Annotated in this window: 25 protein-coding genes, 1 tRNA gene and 2 pseudogenes; 17 read left to right on the plus strand and 11 right to left on the minus strand. The window is 63.4% G+C overall.

All coding sequences use genetic code 11. The annotated features are described in order from the left end of the window. Positions 1-33 precede the first annotated feature (33 nt). The 6 genes from AC0L15_RS11215 (at position 34) to AC0L15_RS11240 (ending at position 7,395) form a co-directional block, all read left to right on the plus strand. Positions 34-1,263 (plus strand): efflux RND transporter periplasmic adaptor subunit, encoded by a 1,230-nt coding sequence (locus AC0L15_RS11215; RefSeq protein ID WP_287247369.1) that lies wholly within the window; start codon positions 34-36, stop codon positions 1,261-1,263. After that, a complete protein-coding gene (locus tag AC0L15_RS11220) occupies positions 1,260-4,421 on the plus strand; it encodes an efflux RND transporter permease subunit (RefSeq protein ID WP_473496339.1) in 3,162 nt (1,053 codons plus the stop codon). Before AC0L15_RS11215 ends, AC0L15_RS11220 begins: the two co-directional genes overlap by 4 nt. A gap of 65 nt (positions 4,422-4,486) precedes the next feature. Continuing rightward, positions 4,487-5,092 (plus strand): nitrile hydratase subunit alpha, encoded by a 606-nt coding sequence (gene nthA, locus AC0L15_RS11225; protein WP_023798807.1) that lies wholly within the window; start codon positions 4,487-4,489, stop codon positions 5,090-5,092. Then, positions 5,089-5,748 carry a nitrile hydratase subunit beta gene (gene nthB, locus AC0L15_RS11230; RefSeq protein ID WP_287247367.1) on the plus strand — a complete coding sequence of 220 codons (660 nt, stop codon included), beginning with the start codon at positions 5,089-5,091 and terminating at the stop codon, positions 5,746-5,748. Before nthA ends, nthB begins: the two co-directional genes overlap by 4 nt. After that, the gene (locus tag AC0L15_RS11235; protein WP_473496340.1) at positions 5,735-6,133 is read left to right on the plus strand and encodes a nitrile hydratase accessory protein; all 399 of its coding nucleotides are present in this window, start codon (positions 5,735-5,737) and stop codon (positions 6,131-6,133) included. The genes nthB and AC0L15_RS11235 overlap by 14 nt, the downstream gene beginning before the upstream one ends. Positions 6,134-6,267: 134 nt before the next feature. After that, complete coding sequence (locus AC0L15_RS11240) at positions 6,268-7,395, plus strand: ATP-dependent DNA helicase (protein WP_287247365.1); 1,128 nt, start codon at positions 6,268-6,270, stop codon at positions 7,393-7,395. A 58-nt stretch (positions 7,396-7,453) separates the two neighbouring features. Here the strand turns inward: AC0L15_RS11240 and AC0L15_RS11245 are convergent, their stop codons facing one another. Continuing rightward, positions 7,454-7,858: a SpoIIAA family protein gene (locus tag AC0L15_RS11245; protein ID WP_287247364.1), complete on the minus strand. Its 405-nt coding sequence runs from the start codon at positions 7,856-7,858 to the stop codon at positions 7,454-7,456. 112 nt (positions 7,859-7,970) lie between these two features. On the opposite strand from AC0L15_RS11245, the gene AC0L15_RS11250 reads away from it, so the two are divergent. Further along, positions 7,971-8,711 carry a pyridoxine 5'-phosphate synthase gene (locus AC0L15_RS11250; protein WP_287247363.1) on the plus strand — a complete coding sequence of 247 codons (741 nt, stop codon included), beginning with the start codon at positions 7,971-7,973 and terminating at the stop codon, positions 8,709-8,711. 103 nt (positions 8,712-8,814) lie between these two features. Then, positions 8,815-10,728 carry a potassium transporter Kup gene (locus AC0L15_RS11255; RefSeq protein WP_287247362.1) on the plus strand — a complete coding sequence of 638 codons (1,914 nt, stop codon included), beginning with the start codon at positions 8,815-8,817 and terminating at the stop codon, positions 10,726-10,728. A gap of 171 nt (positions 10,729-10,899) precedes the next feature. Here AC0L15_RS11255 and AC0L15_RS11260 read toward each other — a convergent pair whose 3' ends face one another. After that, complete coding sequence (locus AC0L15_RS11260; protein ID WP_473496341.1) at positions 10,900-11,790, minus strand: SDR family oxidoreductase; 891 nt, start codon at positions 11,788-11,790, stop codon at positions 10,900-10,902. A 136-nt stretch (positions 11,791-11,926) separates the two neighbouring features. Between AC0L15_RS11260 and AC0L15_RS11265 the strand changes: the two genes are divergently transcribed. After that, positions 11,927-12,337, plus strand: coding sequence for a winged helix-turn-helix transcriptional regulator (locus AC0L15_RS11265; RefSeq protein ID WP_473496343.1), 411 nt, complete (start codon positions 11,927-11,929; stop codon positions 12,335-12,337). Between the two features lie 82 nt (positions 12,338-12,419). After that, a pseudogene (locus AC0L15_RS11270) lies at positions 12,420-13,652 on the plus strand (FAD-dependent oxidoreductase). Here AC0L15_RS11270 and AC0L15_RS11275 read toward each other — a convergent pair. Continuing rightward, positions 13,618-14,376 carry a glutathione S-transferase family protein gene (locus tag AC0L15_RS11275; protein WP_287247358.1) on the minus strand — a complete coding sequence of 253 codons (759 nt, stop codon included), beginning with the start codon at positions 14,374-14,376 and terminating at the stop codon, positions 13,618-13,620. The pseudogene AC0L15_RS11270 and the gene AC0L15_RS11275 overlap by 35 nt on opposite strands. 98 nt (positions 14,377-14,474) lie before the next feature. Here AC0L15_RS11275 and AC0L15_RS11280 point away from each other — a divergent pair, with 98 nt between their 5' ends. After that, positions 14,475-14,927 (plus strand): MarR family winged helix-turn-helix transcriptional regulator, encoded by a 453-nt coding sequence (locus AC0L15_RS11280; protein WP_287235605.1) that lies wholly within the window; start codon positions 14,475-14,477, stop codon positions 14,925-14,927. Between the two features lie 55 nt (positions 14,928-14,982). Here the strand turns inward: AC0L15_RS11280 and AC0L15_RS11285 are convergent. Beyond that, positions 14,983-15,393, minus strand: a pseudogene (locus tag AC0L15_RS11285) (anthrone oxygenase family protein); the annotation flags it as partial. A 132-nt stretch (positions 15,394-15,525) separates the two neighbouring features. Between AC0L15_RS11285 and AC0L15_RS11290 the strand changes: the two are divergent. Both AC0L15_RS11290 and ilvC read left to right on the plus strand, forming a co-directional pair. Continuing rightward, positions 15,526-16,179, plus strand: coding sequence for a TetR/AcrR family transcriptional regulator (locus tag AC0L15_RS11290; RefSeq protein ID WP_128167043.1), 654 nt, complete (start codon positions 15,526-15,528; stop codon positions 16,177-16,179). A gap of 138 nt (positions 16,180-16,317) precedes the next feature. Beyond that, entirely contained in the window at positions 16,318-17,337 is a 1,020-nt protein-coding gene (ilvC, locus tag AC0L15_RS11295) for a ketol-acid reductoisomerase (protein WP_023798824.1), read from the plus strand. A gap of 198 nt (positions 17,338-17,535) precedes the next feature. Here ilvC and AC0L15_RS11300 read toward each other — a convergent pair whose 3' ends face one another. Together AC0L15_RS11300 and AC0L15_RS11305 are read right to left on the minus strand one after the other, a co-directional pair. Then, positions 17,536-17,820 carry a PilZ domain-containing protein gene (locus AC0L15_RS11300; protein WP_128167039.1) on the minus strand — a complete coding sequence of 95 codons (285 nt, stop codon included), beginning with the start codon at positions 17,818-17,820 and terminating at the stop codon, positions 17,536-17,538. A gap of 202 nt (positions 17,821-18,022) precedes the next feature. Next, positions 18,023-18,640: a BA14K family protein gene (locus AC0L15_RS11305; protein WP_287282125.1), complete on the minus strand. Its 618-nt coding sequence runs from the start codon at positions 18,638-18,640 to the stop codon at positions 18,023-18,025. A 152-nt stretch (positions 18,641-18,792) separates the two neighbouring features. Here AC0L15_RS11305 and AC0L15_RS11310 point away from each other — a divergent pair, with 152 nt between their 5' ends. Next, a complete protein-coding gene (locus tag AC0L15_RS11310) occupies positions 18,793-19,905 on the plus strand; it encodes an endonuclease/exonuclease/phosphatase family protein (protein ID WP_473496344.1) in 1,113 nt (370 codons plus the stop codon). Between the two features lie 12 nt (positions 19,906-19,917). Continuing rightward, positions 19,918-20,634, plus strand: coding sequence for a hypothetical protein (locus AC0L15_RS11315; protein WP_287247351.1), 717 nt, complete (start codon positions 19,918-19,920; stop codon positions 20,632-20,634). A 31-nt stretch (positions 20,635-20,665) separates the two neighbouring features. On the opposite strand, the gene AC0L15_RS11320 is transcribed toward AC0L15_RS11315, so the two are convergent. The 4 genes from AC0L15_RS11320 to AC0L15_RS11335 form a co-directional block, all read right to left on the minus strand. Further along, entirely contained in the window at positions 20,666-20,908 is a 243-nt protein-coding gene (locus AC0L15_RS11320) for a hypothetical protein (protein WP_473496345.1), read from the minus strand. Positions 20,909-21,029: 121 nt separating this feature from the next. Beyond that, positions 21,030-22,247, minus strand: coding sequence for an ABC transporter permease (locus AC0L15_RS11325; RefSeq protein ID WP_473496346.1), 1,218 nt, complete (start codon positions 22,245-22,247; stop codon positions 21,030-21,032). Between the two features lie 2 nt (positions 22,248-22,249). Continuing rightward, on the minus strand, positions 22,250-22,954 hold the full coding sequence (locus AC0L15_RS11330; RefSeq protein ID WP_473496347.1) for an ABC transporter ATP-binding protein: 705 nt from the start codon (positions 22,952-22,954) through the stop codon (positions 22,250-22,252). A gap of 4 nt (positions 22,955-22,958) precedes the next feature. Further along, the gene (locus AC0L15_RS11335; protein ID WP_287247348.1) at positions 22,959-24,251 is read right to left on the minus strand and encodes an efflux RND transporter periplasmic adaptor subunit; all 1,293 of its coding nucleotides are present in this window, start codon (positions 24,249-24,251) and stop codon (positions 22,959-22,961) included. 126 nt (positions 24,252-24,377) lie between these two features. On the opposite strand from AC0L15_RS11335, the gene AC0L15_RS11340 reads away from it, so the two are divergent. After that, on the plus strand, positions 24,378-25,289 hold the full coding sequence (locus AC0L15_RS11340; RefSeq protein WP_287247347.1) for a PhzF family phenazine biosynthesis protein: 912 nt from the start codon (positions 24,378-24,380) through the stop codon (positions 25,287-25,289). 104 nt (positions 25,290-25,393) lie between these two features. After that, positions 25,394-25,469, plus strand: a tRNA-Lys gene (locus AC0L15_RS11345). A gap of 99 nt (positions 25,470-25,568) precedes the next feature. Here the strand turns inward: AC0L15_RS11345 and AC0L15_RS11350 are convergent. Continuing rightward, complete coding sequence (locus AC0L15_RS11350; RefSeq protein ID WP_128180766.1) at positions 25,569-26,105, minus strand: MgtC/SapB family protein; 537 nt, start codon at positions 26,103-26,105, stop codon at positions 25,569-25,571. Positions 26,106-26,211: the final 106 nt, after the last annotated feature.

Genomic DNA, 26,211 nt, shown 5'->3' on the forward strand with positions numbered 1-26,211 from the left:
GAACCACGGCGTGTCGATGGAAGGTCTTCGACGATGCGTGGAAAGATCGTGCTTGCGATGCTTGCGGTCGCCTGCCTTGTCACGGCTGGGCTCTATCTTTCGCCCGCGGCAACGGACAAGGTCCGGCAGATGCTGTCAGCGGGTCAGGCGCCTGACAAACCGGCGGCCGCCGCGAATGCCGCACGTGCGACCGCCGTGGTTGCCGCCACCGCTTCGACGGCCGATTTCCCGATCCGGCGCTACGCCATCGGCTTTGTATCCTCGCCCGCCGTGGTCAGCGTGAATGCGCGGATCTCGAGCCAGATCATATCGATCGCCGTCAAGGACGGGCAGATGGTGAAGGCCGGCGACCTCCTGTTCTCGCTGGACGACCGCGCGCTGAAGGCGCAATTGGCCCGTGACCAGGCGACGCTCGCTAAGGACCAGGCGCTGCTTGCCAGTGCGACGGCCGATCTTGAGCCTGCCAAGGCTCTTGTCGCCAGGCAGGCCGGCACGCAGCAGACCTATGACCAGGCGATCGCCGCGCAGAAGTCCGCTGCGGCCACGGTCGATGCCGACAGAGCGACGATCGAAGCGGACGAGATCCAGCTCGGCTTTGCCACGATCACGGCGCCGATTTCCGGCAGCCTGGGTGTGGTCAGCGTCGCGATCGGCGGTCTCGTCACCACCAACAGCGGCAGCAGCACGTCGGCCCCGCTGGTGACCATCACCCAGATGGACCCGCTGCGGGTGAACTTCAATCTTCCGGAAAGCGATCTTGCCCTTTTGCACAAGGCGCTGGCGGCGCCAGGGCAAGGCGCAGTCACGCTGACCAGGGACGGTGACCCGACGCCGATCGGCAAGGGGACCCTCGATTTCGTCGATTCCAGCGTCGACACCGCCTCCGGCACGATTGCAACGCGGGCCAGTGTGCCCAACCCCGATCTTTCGCTGTGGCCGGGCCAATATGTCAATGTCGTGCTCGACGCCGGCATCATGCCGCAGATGACCTCGGTTCCCACGGTTGCGGTCCAGCCAAGCCAGAAGGGGCCGTTCGTCTATGTGATCAAGCCCGACAACACGGTGGAGGTGCGGCCCGTGCAGGTCGCACTGACCGAAGGCGACAACAGCGCTATCGGCGCGGGGCTGAAAAGCGGCGAAAATGTCGTCGTCGAGGGCCAGGCAAAGCTGAAGGACGGTGCGCCGGTCCGCGAAGGCGAGGCCGGTGGTCAGGCGTCTCCCAGGGTTGCCGAGGCTGGCAAGGCGGATGGGACGCGGCCATGATCTCCGAATTCTGCATCCGCAGGCCTGTCGCCACCCTGCTCATGTCGTTTGCGCTCGTTCTGGGCGGGCTGTTCGCTTACAGGTTCCTGCCGGTGGCCGCGCTGCCGAGCGCCGAGTTTCCGGTGGTCAACGTCTCGGCCTCGCTGCCCGGCGCCTCGCCGGAAACCATGGCGACCTCGGTGGCAACGCCGCTGATCAAGCAGTTCACCACCATCGCCGGCATCGATTCGATCTCGACCACCAACGCGCTCGGCTCGACCTCGATCGCCATCCAGTTCGTGCTCAACCGCGATATCGATGCAGCCGCCGCCGACGTGCAGGCGGCGATCGCGCGAACGCAGCGGCAATTGCCGCCCGAGATGACCAGCCCGCCGAGCTATCGCAAGGTCAATCCGGCCGATGCGCCGATCCTGCTGATGTCGCTGGTCAGCGACACGGTTCCGCTGACCGATCTCGATGCCTTTGCCGAGAATGTGATCTCGCCGTCGCTGTCGACAATCGAAGGCGTGGCGCAGGTCTCGATCTTCGGCCAGCAGAAATACGCGGTGCGCGTCCAGATCGATCCGACGGCGCTCGCTGCACGCGGTATCTCGATCGACCAGTTGCAGACGGCGATCGCCTCGGCCAACAGCAACACGCCGCTCGGCGTGCTGCAGAACGACAAGCAGCAGCTGACGATCACCGCCAACACGCAACTGAACAACGCGGCGGGATTTTCCAACATCATCATAGCCACCAGGAACGGCCGTCCGGTGCGGCTCGGCGAGGTGACCCGCGTCATCGATTCGGTCGAGACCACGACGACGGCAAGCTGGTACGACGGCACCCGCGCCATCATCATGGCAGTGCAGCGTCAGCCCGATGCCAACACCGTCGACGTCGTCGACCGGGTCAAGGCAATGCTGCCGTCCTTCCAGGATCAGATGCCGGCGGCGGCCAGCATCCAGTTGCTCAACGACCGCTCGACGTCGATCCGCGAGGCGGTCGACGACGTGCAGTTCACGCTGCTGACCATCGCGCTGGTGGTGATGGTGATCTTCCTGTTCCTGCGCCGGGTAACGGCGACGATCATCCCGGCGGTGGCGGTGCCGATCTCGCTGATCGCCACGCTCGGCGCCATGTTCCTGTTCGGCTTTTCCATCGACAACATCTCGCTGATGGGGCTGACGCTGGCGGTCGGCCTTGTCGTCGACGACGCGATCGTCATGCTGGAGAACATTTTTCGCCACATGGAGGAGGAGGGACTCTCGGCCTTCGACGCGGCGCTCAAGGGTGCGCGCGAAATCGGCTTCACCATTATTTCGATCTCGATCTCGTTGGTCGCTGTGTTCATCCCCGTGCTTTTGATGGGCGGAGTGATCGGGCGCATCTTCAACGAATTCGCGGTGGTGGTGACGGTCGCCATCCTGGCCTCGATGTTCGTGTCGCTGACGCTGACGCCGATGCTGTGCTCGCGGCTCTCGTCGGTTTCGAGGGCTGAGCGCGAAGCAGCGCAGGGCGAAGGTCACAGGCATAATGTCTTCATGCGGGGTTATGACTGGCTGCTGACCTTTTGCCTGCGGCACAGTTTCCTGGTTCTTCTCGTCTTCATTGGGACGGCCGCACTGTCGGCCTGGCTGATCCAGACCTCGCCGAAGGGCTTCTTCCCGCAGGAGGATATCGGCCAGATTTCGGTGACGACCACCGCGCGCCAGGACATCTCGTTCGACGCCATGGTGAAGCTGCAGGGCCAAGTGGCTGATGTCTTTACCTATTCACCCTATGTCTCGCATGTCGGGTGGTCGGTGGGCAGCGGCGACAACGCACTCAACCAGGGCCGGCTCTATGTGCAATTGAAGGACAAGGACCAGCGCCCTGTCATCGACAAGGTGCTTTCGGATCTGCGGCGGCAGCTGGCCAATGTCGCCGGCATCGAAACCTTCATGCAGCCGGCGCAGAACCTGCGGCTCGGCGCGCGCGCTTCGGCCAGCGCCTATCAACTCGTCGTGCAGGGTCTCGACATCGGCGCGGCGGACAGCTGGGCGCAGAAGCTCACCGACGCGATGGCCGCCGACCGTAGCGCCTTCACCGACGTCACCAATGACTTGCAGAACAACGCCCTGCAGGCGTCGCTGGTGGTCGACCGCGACAAGGCGGCGACGCTCGGCGTCGACACCGATACGTTGCGCTCCAGCCTCTATGGCGGTTTCGGCACCGAGCAGGTCTCGACCATCTTCGGTTCGGCCGATAGCTACGAGGTGATCATGGAACTCGACCCGAGGATCGAGTGGTCGCCGGAAAGGATGCTGGCGATCAAGGTGAGGACGGCCAGCGGCAGCCTGGTGCCGCTCGGCGCCTTTGCCCGCGTCGATCGGACCGCCGGGGCCCTGACCGTCAATCAGCTCGGCCAGCTTCCGGCAGTGACCATTTCCTACAACCTGCCGCAGGGCGTCGCGCTCGGCGACAGCGTGAGCCGCATCGATGCGTTGAAGGAAAAGATCGGCATGCCGGCGACGATCTCGACCACTTTTTCGGGCACGGCGAAAACGTTTCAGGATTCGCTTGCCAACCAGGGCCTGCTGATCGCCGGCGCGATCCTGACCATCTATATCGTCCTCGGCATCCTCTACGAGAGCTTTATCCATCCGCTCACCATCCTGACCGGACTGCCGTCGGCGGTGCTCGGCGCGCTTGTTGCACTGCGGCTGGCGGGGATGGACCTGTCGGTGATCGCGGTCATCGGTATCCTGATGCTGATCGGCATCGTCAAGAAGAACGGCATCATGATGATCGACGTCGCGCTCGAACTCAGGCGCGAGGGGATGTCGCCGCTCGAGTCCATTCACAAGGCCTGCCTGATGCGTTTCCGGCCGATCATGATAACGACGCTGGCGGCACTGATGGGCACGATCCCGATCGCGCTCGGCACCGGCGCCAGCGCCGAACTGCGCCAGCCGCTCGGCGTGGCGGTGGTCGGCGGCCTCGTCGCTTCGCAAGCGCTGACGCTGTTCGTCACGCCGGTCATCTATATCTATATGGAGCATTTTTCGGGCTGGCTTGTCGGGCTGTGGCCGAAGCGCCGGGACAAGCAGCCACCGGTCGAAGCCGTCGACCAGCCGTCGCTGTTCGAGAACGGAGAAGCGTTGCAGGGCGAGCCGCACAAGGCGGCGGCCGAATAGAAGCCGACGGGCTGGCCCAAACCGCGGCGCTTGCGGTGGAACGCTTGCAGCCGTAATTTACGGCCATGTCCCACGATCATAATCACGACAACGAGCTTGATCCTTTTGCCGCCCGGGTGCGCGCACTGGAGACGATCCTCACCCAGAAAGGGCTGATCGATCCAGCCGCGATCGACGTGATCGTCGACACCTATGAGACAAAGATCGGTCCGCGCAACGGCGCCAAGGTGGTGGCGAAGGCGTGGGTCGAGCCGGACTTTGCCGTTTTGCTGAAACGCGACGCGACGGCGGCGATCGGCTCGCTCGGCTACACTGGCCGGCAGGGCGAGCACATGCAGGCCGTGTTCAACACGGCGGACACGCACAACCTCGTCGTCTGCACGCTGTGCTCCTGCTACCCGTGGTCGGTGCTGGGCCTGCCGCCGGTCTGGTACAAGGCGCCGCCCTATCGTTCGCGCGCGGTCATCGATCCGCGCGGCGTGCTCGGGGAATTCGGGCTGACCTTGCCGGCAACGACAAAGATCCGGGTGTGGGATTCTACCGCCGAGCTGCGTTACCTGGTCGTGCCGATGCGGCCGAAGGGCACCGACAGCTGGAGCGAGGAGCGGCTGGCGGATCTGGTGACGCGCGACGCGATGATCGGCACCGGACTGGCGCGGGAGCCGGCATGAACGGGCCGCAGGATCTCGGCGGGCAGATGGGGTTCGGGCCGGTCGCACCCGAAAAGGACGAGCCCTGTTTCCATGCCGCCTGGGAAAGGCGGGCGCTTGGCGTGACCTTGTGCGCGGGCGCCATGGGCGCCTGGACCATCGACGAGAGCCGGCATGCGCGGGAATTGCTGCATCCCGCCGACTATTATGGCTCCAGCTATTATGAGATCTGGATCAAGGCGCTCGAAACCTTGCTGAAGCGGCACGGCTTCGTCAGCGACCGCGATCTGGCCGCGGGCAAGGCGGTCGACCCTGCCGCGACGCCAAAACGGGTGCTGAAGGCCGAAAACGTGCCGGCAGTGTTGGCCAAGGGCGGCCCATGCGACCGGCCGATCGCCGCGCCGGCCCGGTTCAAGGCAGGCGATATGGTGCGCACGAAAAATTTCCATCCGACCGGCCACACAAGGTTGCCACGCTACGCACGCGGCAAGCAAGGCGCCGTCGAGGCGGTGCGCGCTGGTTTTGTCTTCCCTGACACCAATGCACATGGCCAAGGCGAAAACCCGCAATGGGTCTATACGGTGGTTGTTGACGGCGCCGAGATCTGGGGCGAGGGCGCCGATCCGACGCTGACCGTGTCGATCGATGCCTGGGAGAGCTATCTTGAGCCGGCGTGAGGCGAAGTCAGCCACCGCCACGCTGCCGGCGGATGCGCCGGTATTCGCCGAGCCGTGGCAGGCGGAAGCCTTCGCCATGACGGTCGCGCTGCACGACAGCGGCCTGTTCTCCTGGAGCGAATGGGCGGACGCCTTGTCCGCCGAGGTCAAGCAGCCTGGTGCCGCAAGCGATGGCCACGATTATTACGAGCACTGGCTGGCGGCGCTGGAAAATTTGCTGTCGGCAAAAGGCGTTGCCGGCAAGGGCGACGTCGATGCGCTCGCTGCCGCCTGGGAACGCGCCGCGCATGCAACGCCGCACGGCAAGCCGATCCTGCTCGAGAACGATCCCAGCCCGACCGAAGGTCGTGGCGGCCCGACCGAGGGTCGTGGCCCGGCCGGCTAGACCGTCTCGAACCGTGCTCGTTCTCTTTACGTTCTGATCTCTGCCTGATAAATTGCGTTATTGCAGGCGGTGCGGCCCGCCGCCGATGATCGTTGCGCCTTGTCTTTCCCTCGCGAATCCGGTCTCTCGCGCTGATGGAATTCTCTCCTCAACAGGACGATGCGCTGAAGGCGGTCGCCACCTGGCTCAAGACCGGAAAGCCGCAGCTGTTCCGGCTGTTCGGCTACGCCGGCACCGGCAAGACGACGCTGGCGCGCTATTTCGCCGAGCATGTCGACGGCCAGGTGCAGTTCGCCGCCTTCACCGGCAAGGCGGCGCAGGTGCTGCGTTCCAAGGGCGCGGTCAATGCCCACACCATCCATTCGCTGATCTACCGGCCGAAGGGCGAGGAATCGGTGGCGGACGAGGTGACCGGCAAGACTTCGATGTCGCCGACCTTTTCGCTCAACCGGCAAAGCCCGATCTCGCGGGCCAAGCTCGTCGTCATCGACGAATGTTCGATGGTAGACGAGCAGCTTGGCCGCGACCTCTTGAGTTTCGGCACGCCGATCCTGGTTCTCGGCGATCCCGGCCAGCTGCCGCCGATCTCGGGCGGCGGCTTCTTCACCGAGCATGAACCGGATATTCTGCTCACCGAGATCCACCGGCAGGCGCGCGACAACCCGATTATCCGGCTGGCGCTCGACGTGCGCGAGGGCCGCGAGTTCATGCGCGGCGACTATGGCGCGGCGCAGGTGATCGGCAAGGAAGACGTCACCCAGGAACTGGTGCTGAAGGCGGACCAGGTGCTGGTCGGCACCAACAGGACGCGGCGTCGCTATAATCAGCGGCTGCGCGAGCTGAAGGGGTTCAATGCCGACTATCCACAGGCGGGCGACAAGCTCGTCTGCCTGCGCAATGACCCAGCCAAGGGACTGCTCAACGGTTCGCTGTGGAAGGTGATGACCTCGTCGCGCGAGACGGTGAAACCCGGCATCAATCTGCTGGTCTCCCCGGAGGAGGACGATCCGGACCGCGGCGTCGCCAAGATCAAGCTGCTCAAAGCGGCGTTCGAGGACCCGGACGCCGACATTCCCTGGCAGCAGAAAAAACGCTTCGACGATTTTGACTATGGGTACGCGCTGACCGTGCACAAGGCGCAAGGCTCGCAGTGGAACGAGATCGTGCTTTTCGACGAAAGCTGGGCGTTCAAGGAAACCCGCCAGCGCTGGCTCTACACGGCAATCACGCGGGCGGCGGAACGGCTGACGATTGTCAGATAGGCCGGTCGAGCAGCCCCCATGGACCAGGAATCCGGGACTGGCACGGGATCGACCTGCGTCAGCGTGGGGCCAGCGGTCTGGCGTCGAGCCATTCCCAGGCGGATGCTTCGTCCTTTGCCTCGAAATGCCTGAGTTCGACGGCTGAGGAAGCAGGCAGCACGCTCTGTGCGCTGGGTACCCAGTTCGGCTCGCCGAGCGCAGCGCAGCGGCCGACATGCTCCACGGCATGGGCCGTGCCCTGTTCAAGCGTTTCGTCCGACACATCGGCCCAATCGACGCCTTCATGGTCGATCAGGCGCACCAGCACATCGATTTTCGGGTGCAGCGCATAGGCCGCCTCCAGCAATCCGAACAGGTTTTCCGCATCGGCCGCCGTGACATGGCCGACGACGTCGATGGCGAACAGGTCGTCGCGGTCGGTGTCGATGCGGCGAACCGCCGGCACGTCTTCAAGATAATTCACGGGTCTTCCTCTTGCTGGATATTATACGTCCCTCTGGAACACCGGAAACCCCCTGTCTGTTCCCGCCAAAGGCGGTATAGATGGCCGCGATTATGTCCGGACCCGAGAAGCCATGCCTGCAAAACTCTCCGTCAATCTCAATGCCATCGCCATGCTGCGCAACCGGCGCGACCTGCCGTGGCCAAGCCTCATCGGGCTCGGGCGCCTGGCGCTGGCCGCGGGCGCGCATGGCCTGACCGTGCATCCGCGGCCCGACGAGCGGCACACCAGGCATTCCGACCTGCCGGAGATCAGGGCGCTGATCGACGACGAATTCCCCAAGGCAGAGTTCAACATCGAGGGCTACCCGAGCGAGGATTTCCTGGCGCTTGTGGAAAAGCACCAGCCGGAGCAGGTGACGCTGGTGCCCGACGACCCTGCCCAGGCCACCTCCGACCATGGCTGGAACTTTGCCGGCGAGGCGGCGTTCCTGACACCGATCGTCAAACGGCTGAAGAAAGGGGGCTTGCGCGTGTCGTTGTTTTCCGACCCGGATCCGGCAGGGATGAACGCCGCGCGCGACACAGGCGCCGACCGGATCGAGCTCTACACGGGGCCGTATGGCAGCTTTCATTCCGATTCGGCAAAAGCGGCGAATGAGCTGGAAAGATTGGGAAAAACCGCGGATGCAGCACTTGCCGCCGGGCTTCAGGTCAATGCCGGCCACGATCTGGTGGTGAACAACCTGCCGGCATTGGCAAAACGCATCCCGACATTGGCCGAAGTGTCGATCGGACATGGGTTGACAGCCGATGCGTTGGAGTATGGCATGGCCGGTACGGTCAAAAGATTTCTGAAGGCTTGTGGGTGGTAGAGATGGAAGCCTCGCTTTGCGGACATGGCAGCCATCACGTTGGGGCACTTGATATTGCATCGCAGCAAGCGTAGAGCACCGCGCGCTTATCGGAGTGTCGTCCATGGCCCTTACCAACAGTGGTAGTGAGGCAGAACCAGTCGAACAATCCAGCCATCCTGAGGTCGAAAAGCACAGCACCAAGGTCCTGATGCTGGGCGCTCTCGGCGTGGTCTATGGCGATATCGGCACCAGCCCTATTTATGCGCTTCGCGAAGCACTGCATGCTTCGTCGGGCACCGATCCGCGCAGTGCCGTTCTGGGCATTCTGTCGCTGATCGTCTGGGCACTGACGATTATCGTGACCATAAAGTATGTCGCCTTCGTGCTTCGGGCGGATAACAAGGGTGAAGGCGGCACCCTGTCGCTTATGGCGCTGGCCCGGAAAGCCTATCCGGCTGGTTCCGGCCTCATTCTCGTCATCGGTCTGTGCGGAGCCGCACTGTTTTTCGGCGACGCGATCATAACGCCGGCCATTTCGGTGCTTTCAGCGGTGGAAGGGCTGAGCGTCGTGACCCCGGCGTTCGATCCATACGTGGTTCCCATTACATTGGTGATTCTTGCCGTCCTGTTTGCCGTGCAGCGCTTCGGGACCGGCAGAGTGGCCTCGGTTTTCGGGCCGGTGACGGCGCTCTGGTTTCTGGCGATCGGCATTGCCGGATTGGTGCATATCCTCGACGATGTCTCCGTCCTTCTGGCAATCAATCCCTATTATGCGGTGGCCTACCTTGCCGAGGCCAAAGCGGGCGCGTTTCTCACCGTCGGCGCGGTTTTTCTGGCGGTTACCGGTGCCGAAGCGCTTTACGTCGATCTCGGACATTTCGGTCGCCGTCCAATCGTGCTGGCCTGGTTCTGGATCGTCTTTCCCTGCCTGCTGCTCAGCTATTTTGGGCAAGGCGCATTCGTTCTTGCTCACGGCGGCGTGCCCGACAATCCGTTCTTCCAGATGCTGCCGGATTGGGCACTGATACCGATGGTCGGGCTCGCAACAGCAGCGACCGTGATCGCCAGTCAAGCCGTTATCTCCGGGGCGTTTTCGCTGACCCGGCAGGCGGTGCAGCTCAATCTTCTGCCCAGAATCGAAGTTCAGCATACTTCCGAGATGCAGCTTGGCCAGATTTACATGCCACGCGTGAACCTCATTCTCGCGCTCGGCGTGATGCTGCTGGTCGTCGGCTTTGGCAGTTCGAGTTTGCTGGCGTCCGCCTATGGGATTTCGGTGACAGGCGAGATGCTGATGACGACGATTTTGCTGTTCGTGGTGATGCGGTGGCAATGGAAATGGCAGACCGCGCTCGCTGCGGCGCTGGCGCTGCTGTTTGGCACGATAGACACCGGCTTCTTCCTGGCGAATATCGTGAAATTCGTAGAAGGCGGATGGGTTTCAATCGCCGTGGCCTGCATCATGGGGCTGATCATGGGGACCTGGATACGCGGCAGCCGATATCTGTTCGACAAGACGCGCAGGAACGAGATTCCACTCGATTTCCTTGCCGCCAATCTGTTGAAGAAGAAGCCGCAGCTGGTGTCCGGCACGGCCGTGTTCCTGACCAGCGATCCGGTCAGCGCGCCGACCGCGCTGATGCACAGCCTGAAGCACTACAAGGTGCTGCACGAACAGAACGTCATCCTCTCGGTGGTGACGGCGCAGCAGCCCGTCGTGCCTGACAGCGACCGAGTCAAGATGGAGACGATCAACGATATGTTCATGCGGGTGACGCTGACCTTCGGCTACATGGAACAGCCCAATATTCCGCGTGCGCTGGCGATCTGCCGCAAGCAGGGCTGGAAGTTCGACATCATGACGACCTCCTTCTTCCTGTCGCGGCGCTCGCTCAAGGCGTCACCCAATTCCGGCATGCCGGTGTGGCAGGACAAGCTGTTCATCGGCTTGGCGCGCACGGCAGCCGATGCGACCGAGTATTTCCAGATCCCGACCGGACGTGTGGTCGAGATCGGAACGCAGGTGGCGATTTAGAGCCGCTCCGTCGCGATCCTTCGCGCCCTGGTTTTTCCGAGGTGGCGCACGCTGCCAGTTTCTTTTCGGTCGCGTTCCGTCGCCCACCCCCCTCTGTCCTTCCGGACAGTCCGGCAGGACAGAGGGGGTGCTGTCCCGCCGGCCTTGGCAGTCCGGCACTCTATTCCGACTTCAGCCGGCCAGAGCTGCCTTGTTCGCTTCAAGAAACTGCTTCAGCGATTGCGGCTTCCTGCCCGACAGTGTCTCGATCGCGTCGGTCACCATGTCGATGCGGCCGGTGCGCGTGTTGGTGTCGAAGGACGTGACGATTGGGGCAAAGCCCTCGGGAACGCCGGCAGCCTTCAGGCCCTCGGTCAACGCCTCGTCCGAAAGCTGGACGACCTCGATCGGCTTGCCGGTGACGTCGGTCACCAGGGCTGCGATCTCGGCGACGGTATGGGCCTGCGGACCGGTCAGCGTGTATGTCGTGCTTTCGGTGGCGCCCGAGGCAAGGCCGGCAGCGATCGCCGCGGCCATGTCGTCGCGGGCGCCATGGGCGATGCGGCCGTCAGCTGCGGATGTATACCAGTGCCCCGAGGCAATGGCGTGCGGCAGCGACATGAACAGGTTCTCCTGATACCAGCCGTTGCGGAAAATCGTGTAGGCGATGCCGCTCGCCTTGATCGCCTGCTCGGTCCCGTAGTGATCGCCCGCAAACAGCACCGGCGATCCCGGCTCAGGATTGGGCATCGAGGTGTAGAGCAGATGCGAAGCGCCAGCCTGCCTCGCGGCTGCGACGGCATTCTCATGCTGCTTGAGCCGCTTGCCCCGAAGATCGAGCTCGCCGGTCGAGATGATCAGGACCCTGCCGGCGCCCTTGAATGCTTCGACAAGCGACGCGGTGTCATCGAAATCGGCTTGCCTCATGATGACGCCGCGCGCTGCCACTTCGGCGAGGTTTTCCGGATTGCGGGTGGCGGCGATGATGCGTTCGGGCGGAACCTTGAGCGTGTCCAGCAGATGATCGACGACGCCGCGGCCAAGCTGGCCGGAGGCGCCGGTGACGAGAAGGGTATCGGTCATGGGAAGTCCTGTCGTTGCGCCGGAGCGGCGGGTGCTTATATAAGTCTCAAAAAGAGACCAGCACTAAAATAGGAATTGACCGACCCTCGTAAAGAAGGCAGTTTTGCGGGAGGTAGGCAGGCGCAGGGAACCAGCGATGGACAGCAAAGTCGTCAGTCTGAAGTCGAAGCTCGAGATTTACAAAGCGCGCAGCGGCGGGGGCAACATTGCCGACTGTCCGGTGCGCGATGTGATCCAGGGCATCAGCAACAAATGGAGTTCGCTGCTGATGATGGCCCTGGCCGAAAAGCCGTACCGGTTCGGCGAATTGCGGCGGCTGGTGCCCGACATTTCCCAGCGCATGCTCACCCAGACACTGCACGATTTGCAGCGCGACGGTTATGTCCATCGCGAGGTCTTCCCGACCAAGCCGCCGAGCGTCGAATACAGTCTGACCGATCTCGGAAGCTCGATGTTTGGGCCCCTGCATCAGCTGCTCCAATGGGCCGAGCTCAATCATGGCGCGGTGCGCGCTGCGCGGAACGCTTTCGACGCTGCCGGGACCTGACTCATCGATGCCAGCAGCGACGGCTTGATTTGGCGATAGTGCTGAAGGATTGTCCGGCCTGGGCGAGACGATTCGGCGGGCAATGGGCATTTCTCTGGACATTGCGATTGCCGGCGCCGGCCCGGCCGGGCTGGCCGCGGCGGTCTATCTGAAGCGTGCCGGGCATCGGGTCACCATCTTCGAGCGCTTCGACGAGCCAAAGCCGGTCGGGTCCGGGCTGATCCTGCAGCCGACCGGGCTGACGGTGCTTGCCGATCTCGGCTTGCTCGACGACATCCTGGCGCTGGGCGGCCGCATCGACCGCCTGCATGGCGCCGATGCGAAAACGGGCCGCACCGTGCTCGATGTCCGCTATGATGCGCAGCGCCGCAGTCGTTTCGGGCTGGCGGTGCACCGGGCGGCCCTGTTCGGCGTGCTTTTTGGTGCCGTCCGGCGCGAGGCGATCACCATCGAAACCGGCGTCGAGCTCGAGACGCTGGAAACCGGCGAACGGGCAACGCTGATCTGCGGCAACGGGCGAAGGATAGGGCCGTTCGATCTGGTCGTCGATGCCAGCGGTTCGCGCTCCAGATTGCGGCAGCGCGTAGGGAGCCCGGGGGAGCCGCGGCCGCTCGCCTATGGCGCGTTCTGGGCGTCGCTCGGCTGGCGCGGCGACGGTTTTGACGAGCACGCGCTGCTGCAGCGCTACGACAGAGCGAGCGTGATGATCGGCGTGCTGCCGATCGGCAGGCCGGAACCGGGCGCCGGAAGATGGCGGCGTTCTTCTGGAGCCTGAAGCCGGCGGACGCAGAGCAGGTCAGGGCGACAAACCTCGACGCCTGGAAGGCGAGGGTGGTTCGGCTGTGGCCCGAATGCGAGGCGTTCACGCGCCAGATCGACAGTTTCGATCAGCTTTCGCTGGCGCGCTACGGCCATCACACGCTCAAGGTGCCGGCCGGACGGCGATGGGCGGTCATCGGCGACGCGGCGCATTCGACCAGCCCGCAGCTCGGGCAAGGGGCGAACATGGCGCTGCTCGACGCGGCGGCGCTCAACTATGCGCTCATAGGAACGGATCGTGTCGATACTGCGCTGGAGGTCTATGTCCGGGCGCGGCGATGGCATGTCCGGGTCTTTCAGGCGCTGTCGCTGATGCTGACGCCGTTCTACCAGTGGATTCGACCGTGATGCCGTTTATCCGCGATAGCCTGGTGGCGTCGGTGGCAAAAATCCCGCCGGCGCCAAACATCCTTGCCTCGATGGTGGCCGGAAGGTGGTCGATCCGTTCAGGCGGATCGGTATCAAGGAAGCGCGGTGGCCGCCTCGCTGCGGATGAGTTTCGAAAGGTGCGAACCCTTCGCTTGCAGGAATGCATGAAGGCGCTGTGGATAGTCCGGGGTGACAGCGTCCTTCACCGACTTGCGTTCGTGCAATCGATTTCGCCAGGCCTCGACACGCGGCTTTCCGCTCAGGATGCCAAACGCGCCGATCCGATCGAAGGCGTCGAAATAGCGGAAGACTGGCCCAAAGACAGCATCGACCAGTGAAAAGCGCTCGCCGGCAAACCATGGCCCAGCCCGGCCAGCCGCCAGTTCCGCTTCGAGACGATCGAACATTGCCGACAGAGCTTCGCTTTCGGCAAGGAAGGCGGCCTCGGTCGGTGCGGAATAGAACCGACCGATGGCGTTGAGGATGGCCGAGCCGAACTCGATCCAGGCGCGATGCCGGGCGCGGGCCAGCGGGTCGGCAGGGTGGAGTGGGTTGGCCTGCGTTTCCTCAAGAAATTCGAGGATGACCGCCGACTCGAAAATCACGGTTGCCTCGCTATTCTGCGGCACGCGCAGCAGCGGCACCTTGCCGAGCGGCGATATCGCCTTGAACCAGGCCGGTTTTTTGGCGAGATCGACGGTGATCCGCTCGAACGGCACGTCCTTTTCGCAGAGCGAGATCGCCGCGCGCTGCACATAGGGGCAAAGGTGGTGGCTGACGAGAACGAGCTTGTCGGTCATCAGGCCGCCCGTCTCCGGAATGTCGGCGATCTCGCAGGTTTCATGCTTCATGACAGGGCCATCCGATATAAATGCAGTTGCATCTATATAGATGCATTTGCATCCATTGGCAAGCTTGATGCAATTGCATCTATCGCCTATGCTGCATCATGACGGAGAATCCTTCGCCGGCGGCCATCAAAGCCTGGGCGCGCCTGATGCGCGTTTCGCGCCAGCTGCTGGAAAGAGCCGAAGACGCGCTGAAGGACGCCGGCTTGCCGCCGCTTGCCTGGTACGACGTGCTGCATGAGCTTGCCGAAGCCGGCGAGGGCGGCTTGCGGCCGTTCCAGCTGATCGAGCGCACGCTGTTTGCGCAGTACAACGTCTCGCGGCTGCTGGCGCGCCTCGAAGCGGACGGGCTGGTCGAGAAGCTCAGGGTTGCCGATGACGGTCGCGGACAGACTGTCCGCATCACCGGCAAGGGGCGCGAGATGCGCCGCCGGATGTGGGCCGTCTACGGGCGATCGATCGCCGAACTGGTCGGCGCCAGGCTCTCCAATGATGATCTGGAAACCTTGTCGGCTCTGCTCGGGCGGCTGCGTCATCCGGCGATGCCGGGGTGATGTGGTCCGGCTGGCGCTGAAGGTCGCTTGCAGCCGTCAGGCACTGCCCCAGAGGAAATGCCAGTGCCGCCAGCACGCCAAGCATGACGCGAACCAGATGCAGATTGCCCCATTTGACGATCAACGCCCGGGCCTGCGGATTGGCGGCGGCCGCGTCCATCGCCGCCAGCAACCGGTTTGTCGGCATCATTGCGACCAGCGTCCATGGCCATGGCAGGATGATCAGCACCGCCCCGATGAGATAGCCGACACTGCCGGTCTGCCACCAGGCAACGACACCAAGAACACAGGCGACGATGGCGATCGACGCCTGCATGGCGGCGCCGCGCTTGTAGGAAGGTTGCCATTCCTGCAGCAGTGCACGGTCGTCGAGGCGAAGCCGCGCCGGCTGCTCGGCAACGCTGATATAGATGGCGGCGCCCGCGAAAGCGGCGGCAACCGTCAATGCAAGCAGGCCGACGAGCATCTTTCTCCCCGCGACAAGCCGGTCAAAAAGCGGAGATAGGGCTTGCCCCGGGTCTGGCAATACGTCATAGACATGCCGAACCGTAACGTACGGTACGCCCATTGCCGTACCGTTATCGAGCAGGAAAAGAGATTGCTGCAGGCAAGCGTCGACGTCGACACCAGCGAAGCGCTGACCGAGCGGCAGAAAGCCGTGCTCGACGCCGCACTTCGCCTGCTGGTCGAGGAGGGCGATCAGTTGACCATGACCGCCGTTGCGCGGCGGGCAAGCTGTTCCAAGGAAACGCTCTACAAATGGTTCGGCGATCGCGACGGGCTGTTGACGGCAATTGTTCAATGGCAGGCCTCCAAGGTGCGGGTGGTCCCGGTCGACGGCAAGGGGCTTACCCTTGCTTCGCTGACGGTGAGCCTCGCACGCTTCGCTTCGGACTGGCTCAAGGTGATTTCGAGCGACACATCGATCGCGCTGAACCGCGTCGCCATTGGCCGTGCCGGCTCGGGCAATGACGATCTCGGCGCCATCGTGCTGGAGAACGGGCGTTTCGCGCTGGCCCGGCGCCTGAAGCCGGTGCTGGAGGCCGGTCGGCAGGCCGGACTTCTCGAGTTCTCGGATGCCGAAGCGGCATTCCGCACCTTTTTCGGGCTGGTCGCCCGCGACGTGCAGATCCGCCTGCTGCTCGGCGACCGGCTGAAATTGACTGATGCGGCGATTGGCGGCGATGCCGTCCGGGCGACGCAGCAGTTTCTCGCTCTTCACGGAGCAAAAACCGGGCCGCAAGGCCTCTAGAGCCGGATGATTTCAGGTCAAGTCGACCTGAAATCTGAATCCGGCTCTAAATCAAAGAGATAGAGCATGATGTCGTCCGAAAACCGCTTCACACTTTTCGGCATCATGCTCTGAATTCAAAAACGGGAAGGAAGAAAAATGCGTGTCTACTACGATCGCGACGCCGATCTCAACCTGATCAAGGGCAAGAAGGTCGCCATCATCGGCTATGGCAGCCAGGGCCGGGCGCATGCGCTCAATCTCAAGGATTCCGGCGTTGGGGAAATCGCCATCGGCCTCAAGGCCGGCTCGGCGACCGCCCAAAAAGTCGAGGCCGACGGGCTCAAGGTGATGAGCGTGGCGGACGCCGCCAAATGGGCCGACCTGATGATGATGGCGACGCCGGACGAGCTGCAGGCCGACATCTACAAGTCCGAGATCGCGCCGAACATCCGCGATGGCGCGGCGATCGCCTTTGCCCACGGCCTCAACGTGCACTTTGGCCTGATCGAGCCGAAGGCCTCGGTCGACGTCGTCATGATCGCGCCGAAGGGGCCCGGCCACACGGTGCGCGGCGAATACCAGAAGGGCGGCGGCGTGCCGTGCCTGGTCGCGGTCAACCAGGACGCTTCGGGCAATGCACTTGATCTCGCTCTGTCCTATGCCTGCGGCGTCGGCGGCGGCCGTTCGGGCATTATCGAGACCAATTTCCGCGAGGAATGCGAGACCGACCTGTTTGGCGAGCAGGTGGTGCTGTGCGGCGGTCTGGTCGAGCTTATCCGCGCTGGCTTCGAGACGCTGGTGGAAGCCGGCTACGCACCGGAAATGGCCTATTTCGAGTGCCTGCACGAGGTCAAGCTGATCGTCGACCTGATCTATGAAGGCGGCATCGCCAACATGAACTACTCGATCTCGAACACCGCCGAATGGGGCGAATATGTTTCGGGCCCGCGCATCATCACCGCCGAGACCAAGGCCGAGATGAAGCGCGTGCTGAAGGATATCCAGACCGGTAAGTTCACCTCGGAATGGATGCAGGAGTATCGCGCCGGCATGTCGCGCTTCAAGGGCATCCGCCGCAACAACGACAGCCATCAGATCGAGGAAGTCGGCGCCAAGCTGCGCGCGATGATGCCGTGGATTTCGAAGAACAAGCTGGTCGACAAGGCCAAGAACTGACCGAAATCCCCGTTCGTTTCCTTGCGCGTCCTCGGGCTTCGCCCTGCGGGCGCGCGGAGATTTCGAAGAACAAATTGGTCGACAAGGCCAAGAACTGATCGAATCCGCAATTTAGCACAGGAAAGCCGGCGGAGCGCTCCGCCGGCTTTTACATGAAGGCCGTGTGGTCGACTGCTTAGAGGGCCCCGTTCAGGGGATCTAGCCGTAGTGCCAGTGGGGCTTTGGCTCGGTGCCGGTGAACATCACTCCGATGCGATCCTCGCGGCGCCAGCGGACCACTGCCTTGTAGGCGATGCCGTCGGTCGGCACATAGAGCAGGAACTCGTCGGGCACGCGAGCGTCGATCGAGACCTTCAGTTCGGCGCCGCCGTCATGCATGTTGCGGACCGTGCACGTGACCTCGGAATTGGTCATGCCGGTCAGGATCGTCGCGCCCTTGAAGACGCGCTGCCTGTGTTTGTCCCTGTTTTCGTCTTCAGCCATCGCGCGCCAATCCCCGGCGATCGTCGCATTTCATGTGGTGCGATCGGCAAGATAACTAGGCCTGCCTGATAAACATAGTGTTATCGTCGGCGGCAAAACGATTTCGCGGTGCCCTGGCCGGACAAAGAACAGTTCAGAAGAAGGCTGCGCCAGACGGAAACGGCGCCGCGAGGGGCGGCGCCGTCTGGAATGCATCAGTCGATCACCTATAGGGCGACCAGCATTGCCGGCGCGGGCCGTTATAGGGTTGGAACGTGTTGTCCCAGGTGCGATACGACCGGTATCGATTGTAGCACCAGCGGACATGGGCGCTCGAACCGTTGTTATAGTAGCCCCGGTTGTAGTAACCCTGGTTGTAGTAGCCCTGGTTGTAGTAGCCCTGGTACAGGCTGCCAAGGCCGAACCCAAGGCCCAAACCGAGAAGCGCGGCGGCGCCGTCGTCGTCGTCGTCGTAGTAACGGCCGTAATAGCCGCCACCGTAGTAACGGCCGTAATTGCTGCCACCGTAGTACCGGCCACGATTATGGCGCCAGTGCCGCCCACCGTTCCAGTTGCGGCGCCAGTGCCGCCCACCGTTCCAGTTGCCACGGTTCCAATTGCCACGGTTCCAGTTCCGGGAGAAATTACGGCCACGCATCCAGACGTTATTATTGCCGCCAGCCCAGCTCTCGCGCACCGGCACGATTTCGCGTGCCGCGGCAGCAGTTGGGAGCGGGACGTCAGGCTGAATGGGCCCGGCCATGGAAGGCGCCGAGAGGCCGGAAACAAGACCCAAGGTCAACATGCCCGATCGAATGGTAGTCAAAAAGAGCGGTTTCATTTCACTCTCCGAAGATTCAGGCCCCACTCAGACTTATCCTTAATCATGGACCTTTGCGTCTGAACGGAAGATGAACGGAAACGTTCCATCAACCATGAATGGGCATCGCCCAGCCTTGTTTTCGGCCGCGCTTGTGGGCAAAGGTCACCGCCATGTCGCTGCGCCTCGCCACCTTCAATGTCGAAAACCTGATGAACAGGTTCGATTTTTCCGGATACCGCAACCAGCTCAACGAGGATCGCACGCTGGCGCTCTTCGACATCCAGAGCGAGGCCGAATACAAGATGCTGGAGCAGGCGCGGGCGATCGCGCAATCCGACGATACGCGGCAGCTGACGGCATTAGCCATCGCCGCCACCCGCGCCGACATCATCTGCATGCAGGAGGTCGACAATATCGAGGCGCTGAAGGCTTTCGAACACGGCTATCTGTTCAGGATGGTCGGGCATGGCTACCGCCAGAAATACACCACCGCCGGCAATGATTCGCGCGGCATCGACGTCGCCGTGATGATGCGCAACGAGACCGCGCAGGGCCAGCCGATCGAATTCGTGCGCATGACAAGCCACGCCTATGTCACGTTCGAGCAGTTCGGCCTGCACACGCCGGAGCTGGCAGCGTTCGGGCATCAGGCCAACCAGCGCATCTTCAGGCGCGACTGCCTGGAAATCGACCTGACCGTCGGTGGCGTGCCGCTGACGCTCTATCTGGTGCATTTCAAGTCGATGGGCACGCCCCGCAACGGCCTCGACGGCCGCCAGGCGACGATGCCGCTGCGCATCGCCGAGGCGCAAGCGGTGCGCCGGATCATCGAGGAGCGTTTCGGTGGGGATCACGCCGCCGACAAATATTGGGCGATCTGCGGCGACATGAACGACTATCGGCAGCGCGTGAAGATCTCCGGCGACGCCTTTGACGGCTACCGCTTCGAGGTGATTGATGAGACCCAGTCCTGCCTCAACGTGCTCACCGCCGGCGGCTTTTGCGAGAATGCGGTCGAGCGGCGTCCGGAGATGGACCGTTGGACCTTGTACCATACGCGCGGGCCGCAAGAGCGGCATCTGTGCCAGCTCGACTACATCCTGTTGTCGAAGGCACTGGCAGCCAGGAATGCGACCGCCGTTCCCGACATCATCCGCAACGGCCAGCCCTGGCGCACGATATTTCCGGCAGGCCAGGAGGTGGACCGGTTTCCGCGTTGCGGCTGGGACCGTCCGAAGGCGTCGGACCATTGTCCGGTGGCGATCACCCTTGAAATGACCTGAGGATCGTTTTCGTTGAGCTTCGACCTGCCGCGCAACATCATCCTGCCGGTCGACGCCGTCGACGTCAGGCTCGACCCCGGCCCGCATCCGTTCGAGCGCGACAATGCGCAAGCGATCGCCGAGAATTGGCGGCGCGAGACCGCAGCCAACCCGGCGCTGTTCGACGGCACCGTGGTGCTGCTTTCGGCGCTCCGCTATCGCGACAGCAGCCTCGTCGGCCGCTGCCATGCGGTGCGCTACTCGACCTTCATGCTTTGGCGCGGCAATCGCCAGGTGGCGGGGGCCGAGCACGCCTATGCCCATGCCATGCTGGTCGCCGCCGACAACGCGCTGGTGGCGATCCGCATGGCGTCGCACACCGTCAATGCCGGGCGCGTCTATTTCGCCGCCGGCTCGTTCGAGCCAACCGATTTCCGCGACGGCCTTGTCGATGTCGACTTCAACATGATCCGCGAGGTGCGGGAAGAAACCGGCCTCGACCTTGCCGGCGCGATGCGCGGCAGGCGCTACTATGCCCTGTCGACGGCAACCGGCACGGTGATCTTTCGCCGCTATCACGAAGCGGCATCCGCCGACGAGGTCGCGCAGCGCATCAGCGCCTTTGTCGCCACCGAGGCAGAGCCGGAAATCGACGGGCCTGTCATCATCCGCAATGCCGATGACCTGCCGGACGGGCTGATGCCGCATATGAAGCCACTGATCGAGTGGCATTTTGCCGACAAGGGATAGTTTGCAGAGTGGGGATAGTTGCGGAGATGAGTTAACGACGCATCTTGTTCTCGATGGTTTTGCGGTCGTTGCAGGCGGCGACGAAAAACAGCATGACGCCGATACCCAGCAGCGCACCCATCGTCGTTCCCATCGTCTGACCGACAACCTGCTGGAAATCGGCGGTGACATGATCGGGGTTGGCCATGCCATAGCTGGCCAAATACCACCAAAAGCCCGCCAATGCGGCCTCGATGATCACCGTCACCAAAGCCACTCGCTCTTTCTTGCTCATCCCACTATCCCCCATATCCCCAAGGCGATTGCTAGCACCGCGGGCTGTTCCGCGACAGGGGCAGGGCGACGGCCGCGTCAAAATTTTGGGGACATCTGAAGGCGGCGCACGCTGCGTCGTGCTATTCATGCCTCAGCGCGTCGATCGGATCGAGCCGTGCGCCGCGCAGCGCCGGGAAGAAACCGAACACCATGCCGATCAGCGCCGAGAAGCCGACGGCGAGCAGGATCACCGCCGGGCTTGGCGCAAACGGGATCGCCAGCGTCAGCCAGGCGAGGCCGGCCAGCGCCAGGCCGATCAGGATGCCGATGATGCCGCCGAGCAGCGACAGCACGGTCGCCTCGACCAGGAACTGGATGAGGATGTGCTTTTCATGCGCGCCGATGGCCAGCCTTATGCCGATCTCGCGGGTGCGCTCGGTGACCGACACCAGCATGATGTTCATGATGCCGATGCCGCCGACCAACAGGCTGACGCCGGCGACCGCGCCCAGCATGCCGGTCATCGTCGTGGTGGCGCTCGCCATGGCGTCGGCGATCTGGGTCATGTCGCGTATCGAGAAGTCGTCTTCGCGGTCCGGTGGGATGCGGCGTGCATCGCGCAAGATGTCCTCGACGCGCGGCAGCAGCTCGGTGGTCGGCGTCCTGTCGTCGGCGGCGACGTAGATCGAGTCGATGTCGCGGTTGCCGGCGATGCGGCGCTGGTAGGCGGCGAGCGGCATCAGCACGACATTGTCCTGGTCCTGGCCGAAGCCGGTATAGCCCTTCGGCTCGAGCAGGCCGATGATCTTGCACGAGGTGCGGTTGACGCGAATGATCTCGTCTTCGGGGTCGCCGGCGCCGAAGAACTGCTGGCGCACGGTTTCGCCGATCAGGCAGACGCCGGTGCCCGAGCGGATTTCCGAATCGCTGAACGGGCGGCCCGAGACCAGCTTCCAGTCGCGCGCATCGAGATAAGCGCTGTCGGTGCCGGTGACACCCGACGTCAGGCTTTCGGTGCCGAAGATGACGCGGACCTGCTTTTGCGAGGCGGGCGAGATGGCGCGGGCGCCGCTCAAATGTGCGACGAGCGCGGCAAGTTCCTTGCTGCCGAGCGGACGTGTGGCCTGGTCGAGCCCTCCCGGTCCGCCGGGGCCGGCCGGGCGGCCGGGACGGACAACGAGCAAATTGCTACCAAGCTTGGAGATGTCGGCCTTGACCTTTTCGGTGGTACCCGAGCCAATGGTGAGCATGGCGATGACGGCGGCAACGCCGATGACGATGCCGAGCAGCGTCAGAAACGAGCGCAGCACGTTGCGGCGCACTGAAAGCAGCGAGAGGCGGACGGTTTCCCAGATCATGGTTACACCACCTCGAGATTCACAGCGTCGGAGGCGACGTGGCCGTCGAGAAAGCGGATCGTGCGCCCGGCATAAGCAGCGACATCGGCCTCGTGTGTGACCATGGCGATGGTCAGGCCAAGCTCGGTGTTCAGCCGCGTCAGCAACTCCATGATCTCATGCGTGCGTGCGGAGTCGAGATTGCCGGTCGGCTCGTCGGCGACGAGCAGCGTCGGCCTGGTGACGATGGCGCGCGCGATCGCCACGCGCTGCTGCTGGCCGCCGGAGAGCTCGGCCGGCGTGTGGTGCTCGCGGCCGACAAGGCCGACCTCGGCCAGCGCCTTCATCGCGAGGTCGTGACGCTCGCGGGCGGCGACGCCGCGATAGATCAGCGGCAGTTCGACATTCTCCACCGCGGTGGTGCGCGGCAGGAGATTGTAGCCCTGGAAGACGAAGCCGACATAGAGATTGCGCAGCATGGCGCGGCGGTTGCGGTCGAGGCGGCCAGCATCGATGCCCATGAAGCTGTAGGTTCCGGCCGTCGGTGTGTCGAGGCAGCCGATGATGTTCATCGCCGTCGACTTGCCCGAGCCGGACGGACCCATGATGGCGACGAATTCGCCGCTGCGGATGGCAAGATCGACGCCAGCCAGCGCATGGACCGTGGCCTCGCCCTGGCCATAGCTTTTCCAGACCTTGTCGAAGGTGATGAGCAGCGAGCCTGACATGATTTCAGCTCCGCTGCTGCGCTGCGGTGATGACTTGCGCACCTTCTGCGAGACCGGAGATGATCTCGGTCAGCTCGCCATCGGTGGAGCCGACCTTGACGTTGACCGGCCGAGGCCGGCCATTCTCCAGCACGTAGAGCGTGCGCGAGCCGTCGGTGGGCTGCGCCGTCGCCTGGCGCTGGCGGTTGCCGCGTGGACGGCCCATACGGCCGGTGAACAGGTCGCTCAGGCTCCACGCTCGGGCAGCAGATGCCGCCGGCCGGTAACGGAAAGCTGTCGACGGCACGGTGAGCACGCCCTTGGCCTCTCTGGTGACGACCGAAACGGTGGCAGTCATCCCGGGCCGCAACAGAAGCTCGTTGTTGTCGACCTCGAACCGCGCGTCGTAGGTGACGACGCCGTCGGTGGTGACCGAGGCATAGGAGATGTCGCGGATCTCGGCATCGAACGGCCGCTCGGGAAAGGCGTCGACGGTGAAGCGGGCATGCTGGCCGGGCTTGACCGCGCCGATGTCGGCCTCGTCGACCGCTGCCTTCAACTCCATGTTCCTCAGGTCGGCGGCGATGACGAACAGCACCGGCGCTTGCAGCGAGGAGGCAACCGTCTGGCCGGGATCGACCGAGCGCGTCAGAACGATGCCGTCGATGGGCGCATAGATGGTGCTTTTGGCGAAGTCCGTCTGCTGCGCCTTGAGATCGGCATTGGCGATGGCCAGATTGGCTTTGGCGCTGTCGAGCGCTGCCTTTGAGCGGTCGCGCGTCGCTGTCGCCGCTTCAAGCGACTGGTCAGTCGCCATGCCGCGCTTGGTGAGCGCCGCCGCGCGCGCAACCGCCCTTTCGTTTTCGGTGAGGGTTACGGTGGCCGTCTCGACATTGGCAGCCGCCGCCTTGGCGGAAGCCTCGGCGCGCTCGATCTGCACCTCCAGCTTAGCCGTATCGAGCGCCGCGAGCACATCGCCCTTCTTCACCTGCTGGTTTTCGTTGACCGCGACCGAGCGGACGACGCCGGACAGTTCGCTCGAAATGTCGACCTGGGTGAGCGGCTGCAGCGTCCCGGTCGCCGATACTTCGACCGTGAGATCGGCGACAGCGGCCGGCACAGTGGTATAGTCGATCTTGGCGGGAGACGCGGCATACCATTGGTACCCCGCCAGGCTTGCGGCGACGACGACCAGCACAAGCAGGCCATAAAGCCAGCCGCGACGCCGTTTCTTCTTCAGACCCAGGCGGTCGAGCCCGAGTGCCGTCTTTATGTCGGAAGTGGATTCCGTCTTTGGCAGATTGACAATCTGGTCCACGCCGGACCCCTATAATACCAGTGATGTCCCAACCGGTGCACTGATCAGGCCGAATGGTTCAAATATCAAATTAAATTTCGCCCATGTTTGGGCCCCTGTTGGGATTGAGGCAGAAGGCTTTCTACAATGCTGACCCGGAATTACTTACTTTACGACGTGTTCACCACCGAGCGGCTGGGCGGCAATCCGCTGGCCGTCGTGCTGGACAGCAAAGGGCTGAACACGGCGGCGATGCAGGCTATCGCGGGCGAGTTCAACCTGTCGGAAACCGTTTTCGTGCTGCCGCCCGACAATCCCAAGCACCGCGCCCGCATCCGCATCTTCACGCCCGACCATGAGATGCCGTTCGCCGGCCATCCGACGGTGGGCGCTGCGATTGCACTTGCCGAAATGGCTGGCGATGGCGACACCGCCGGCATCTTCGTCCTGGAAGAAAACATCGGCCCGGTGCGCTGCGCCGTCAGCAAGCACGCTGGCGCCAGCTTTGCCGAGTTCGACCTGGCCAAACTGCCGGAGCAGCTGGAATTGTCCGCCGACCCGGAGGCGATCGGGGCGGCACTTGGCCTGGGGCCGCACGAAATCGGCTTCGAAAACCACCGCGTCTCGTTCTGGTCGGCCGGCGTGCCCTACGTGACCATTCCGGTCGCCGATCTGGAGGCGGCGGCCCGGATAAGGCTGGACAACCAGGCGTGGTCGGAACTGGCGCCCCGCAAGAGCGATTGGGCCCTCGCCAGCCCGTATGTCTATTGCCGCGAGACGGTGAACCACGACAGCGCCTTCCATGTCCGCATGATCGTGCCGGGCAATCCATCCTATGAAGATCCGGCGACCGGTTCGGCGGCGGCCGCCTTCGCCGGCGCGATCATGCATTTCGACGGCCCGAGAGAGGGTGTTTCCCAGCGTTGGATCGAACAAGGGCTGGAGATGGGGCGGCCTTCGCGCATCCGCCTCGAACTGAATGTCGAAGGCGGCAAACTGGCCGCCGCCCGCATCGGCGGCCATGCCGTCAAGGTGGCGGAAGGCAAGCTGTTCGTCTGATCGCGATCGACTCGAGCCGATTTGTCGGGAAATGAATCCGGCAGGGCTGGACATGGCGGATGGCGGCGGCTATATGCCCGCCGACGCTGGTTTTACCGGCGAGTGGGTGCGTAGCTCAGTTGGTAGAGCAGCTGACTCTTAATCAGCGGGTCACAGGTTCGATCCCTGTCGCACCCACCATTTAACCGGTTGATATTAATTGCTTTTTCGCTGTGGCGAACATAGCGGTTCCAATCCTGACGGTTGGTTTCCAATTCGCGTTCGGTCCCAGTTGCAGCCTCAGCCTTTGGGCGGCTTGGACACGTCTTCCTCCGACTTGGGCTTTCCTGGTCCGGTGTTCTCGCCAATACCGGACCTGGCGGCAAAACTGTAGAGAAGGCCTGCCACGACAAGCACCAATAGCGTGCCGAGTGCCGCCACTTGCCACAGACCGAGCCCGCAGGCGACGCCAATTGCCCCAGACAGCCACATGCCTGCACCGGTCGTCAGCCCGTGGATCTCGCCTTTCGAAAACAAGATCGATCCGGCAGCAAGGAACGCGACGCCAGCGGTAACCGCTTCGACAACACGAATCGGATCGACCCTTACGGAATCCTGCTGAAACATCGGCGCGTGAATGATTTCAATCGTCAGAATACCGAAGGTAGCCGCTGCCACGCAGACCAGGGTATGGGTGCGAAGCCCGGCAGGCCGATTTCGCCATTCGCGTTCGAACCCGATCGCCGCACCGAAGATCGTTGCCAACAGAAGCCTCGCCGCAATAACGGGAAACGGGACGTATGTCGGATGGCCGAATTCCTGGAGAAGCTGTTGCATGCGTAACCCGGGCTGACCGGCCACAACGTGCTCGGGCCGGCCAGGTTCCCCAGGGCCGCCGTGATCCATCGAGGAATCGGTCGAGACTTGTTTCCAAGTTGACGGG

The sequence above is a fragment of the Mesorhizobium sp. WSM4846 genome (genome assembly GCF_055811415.1).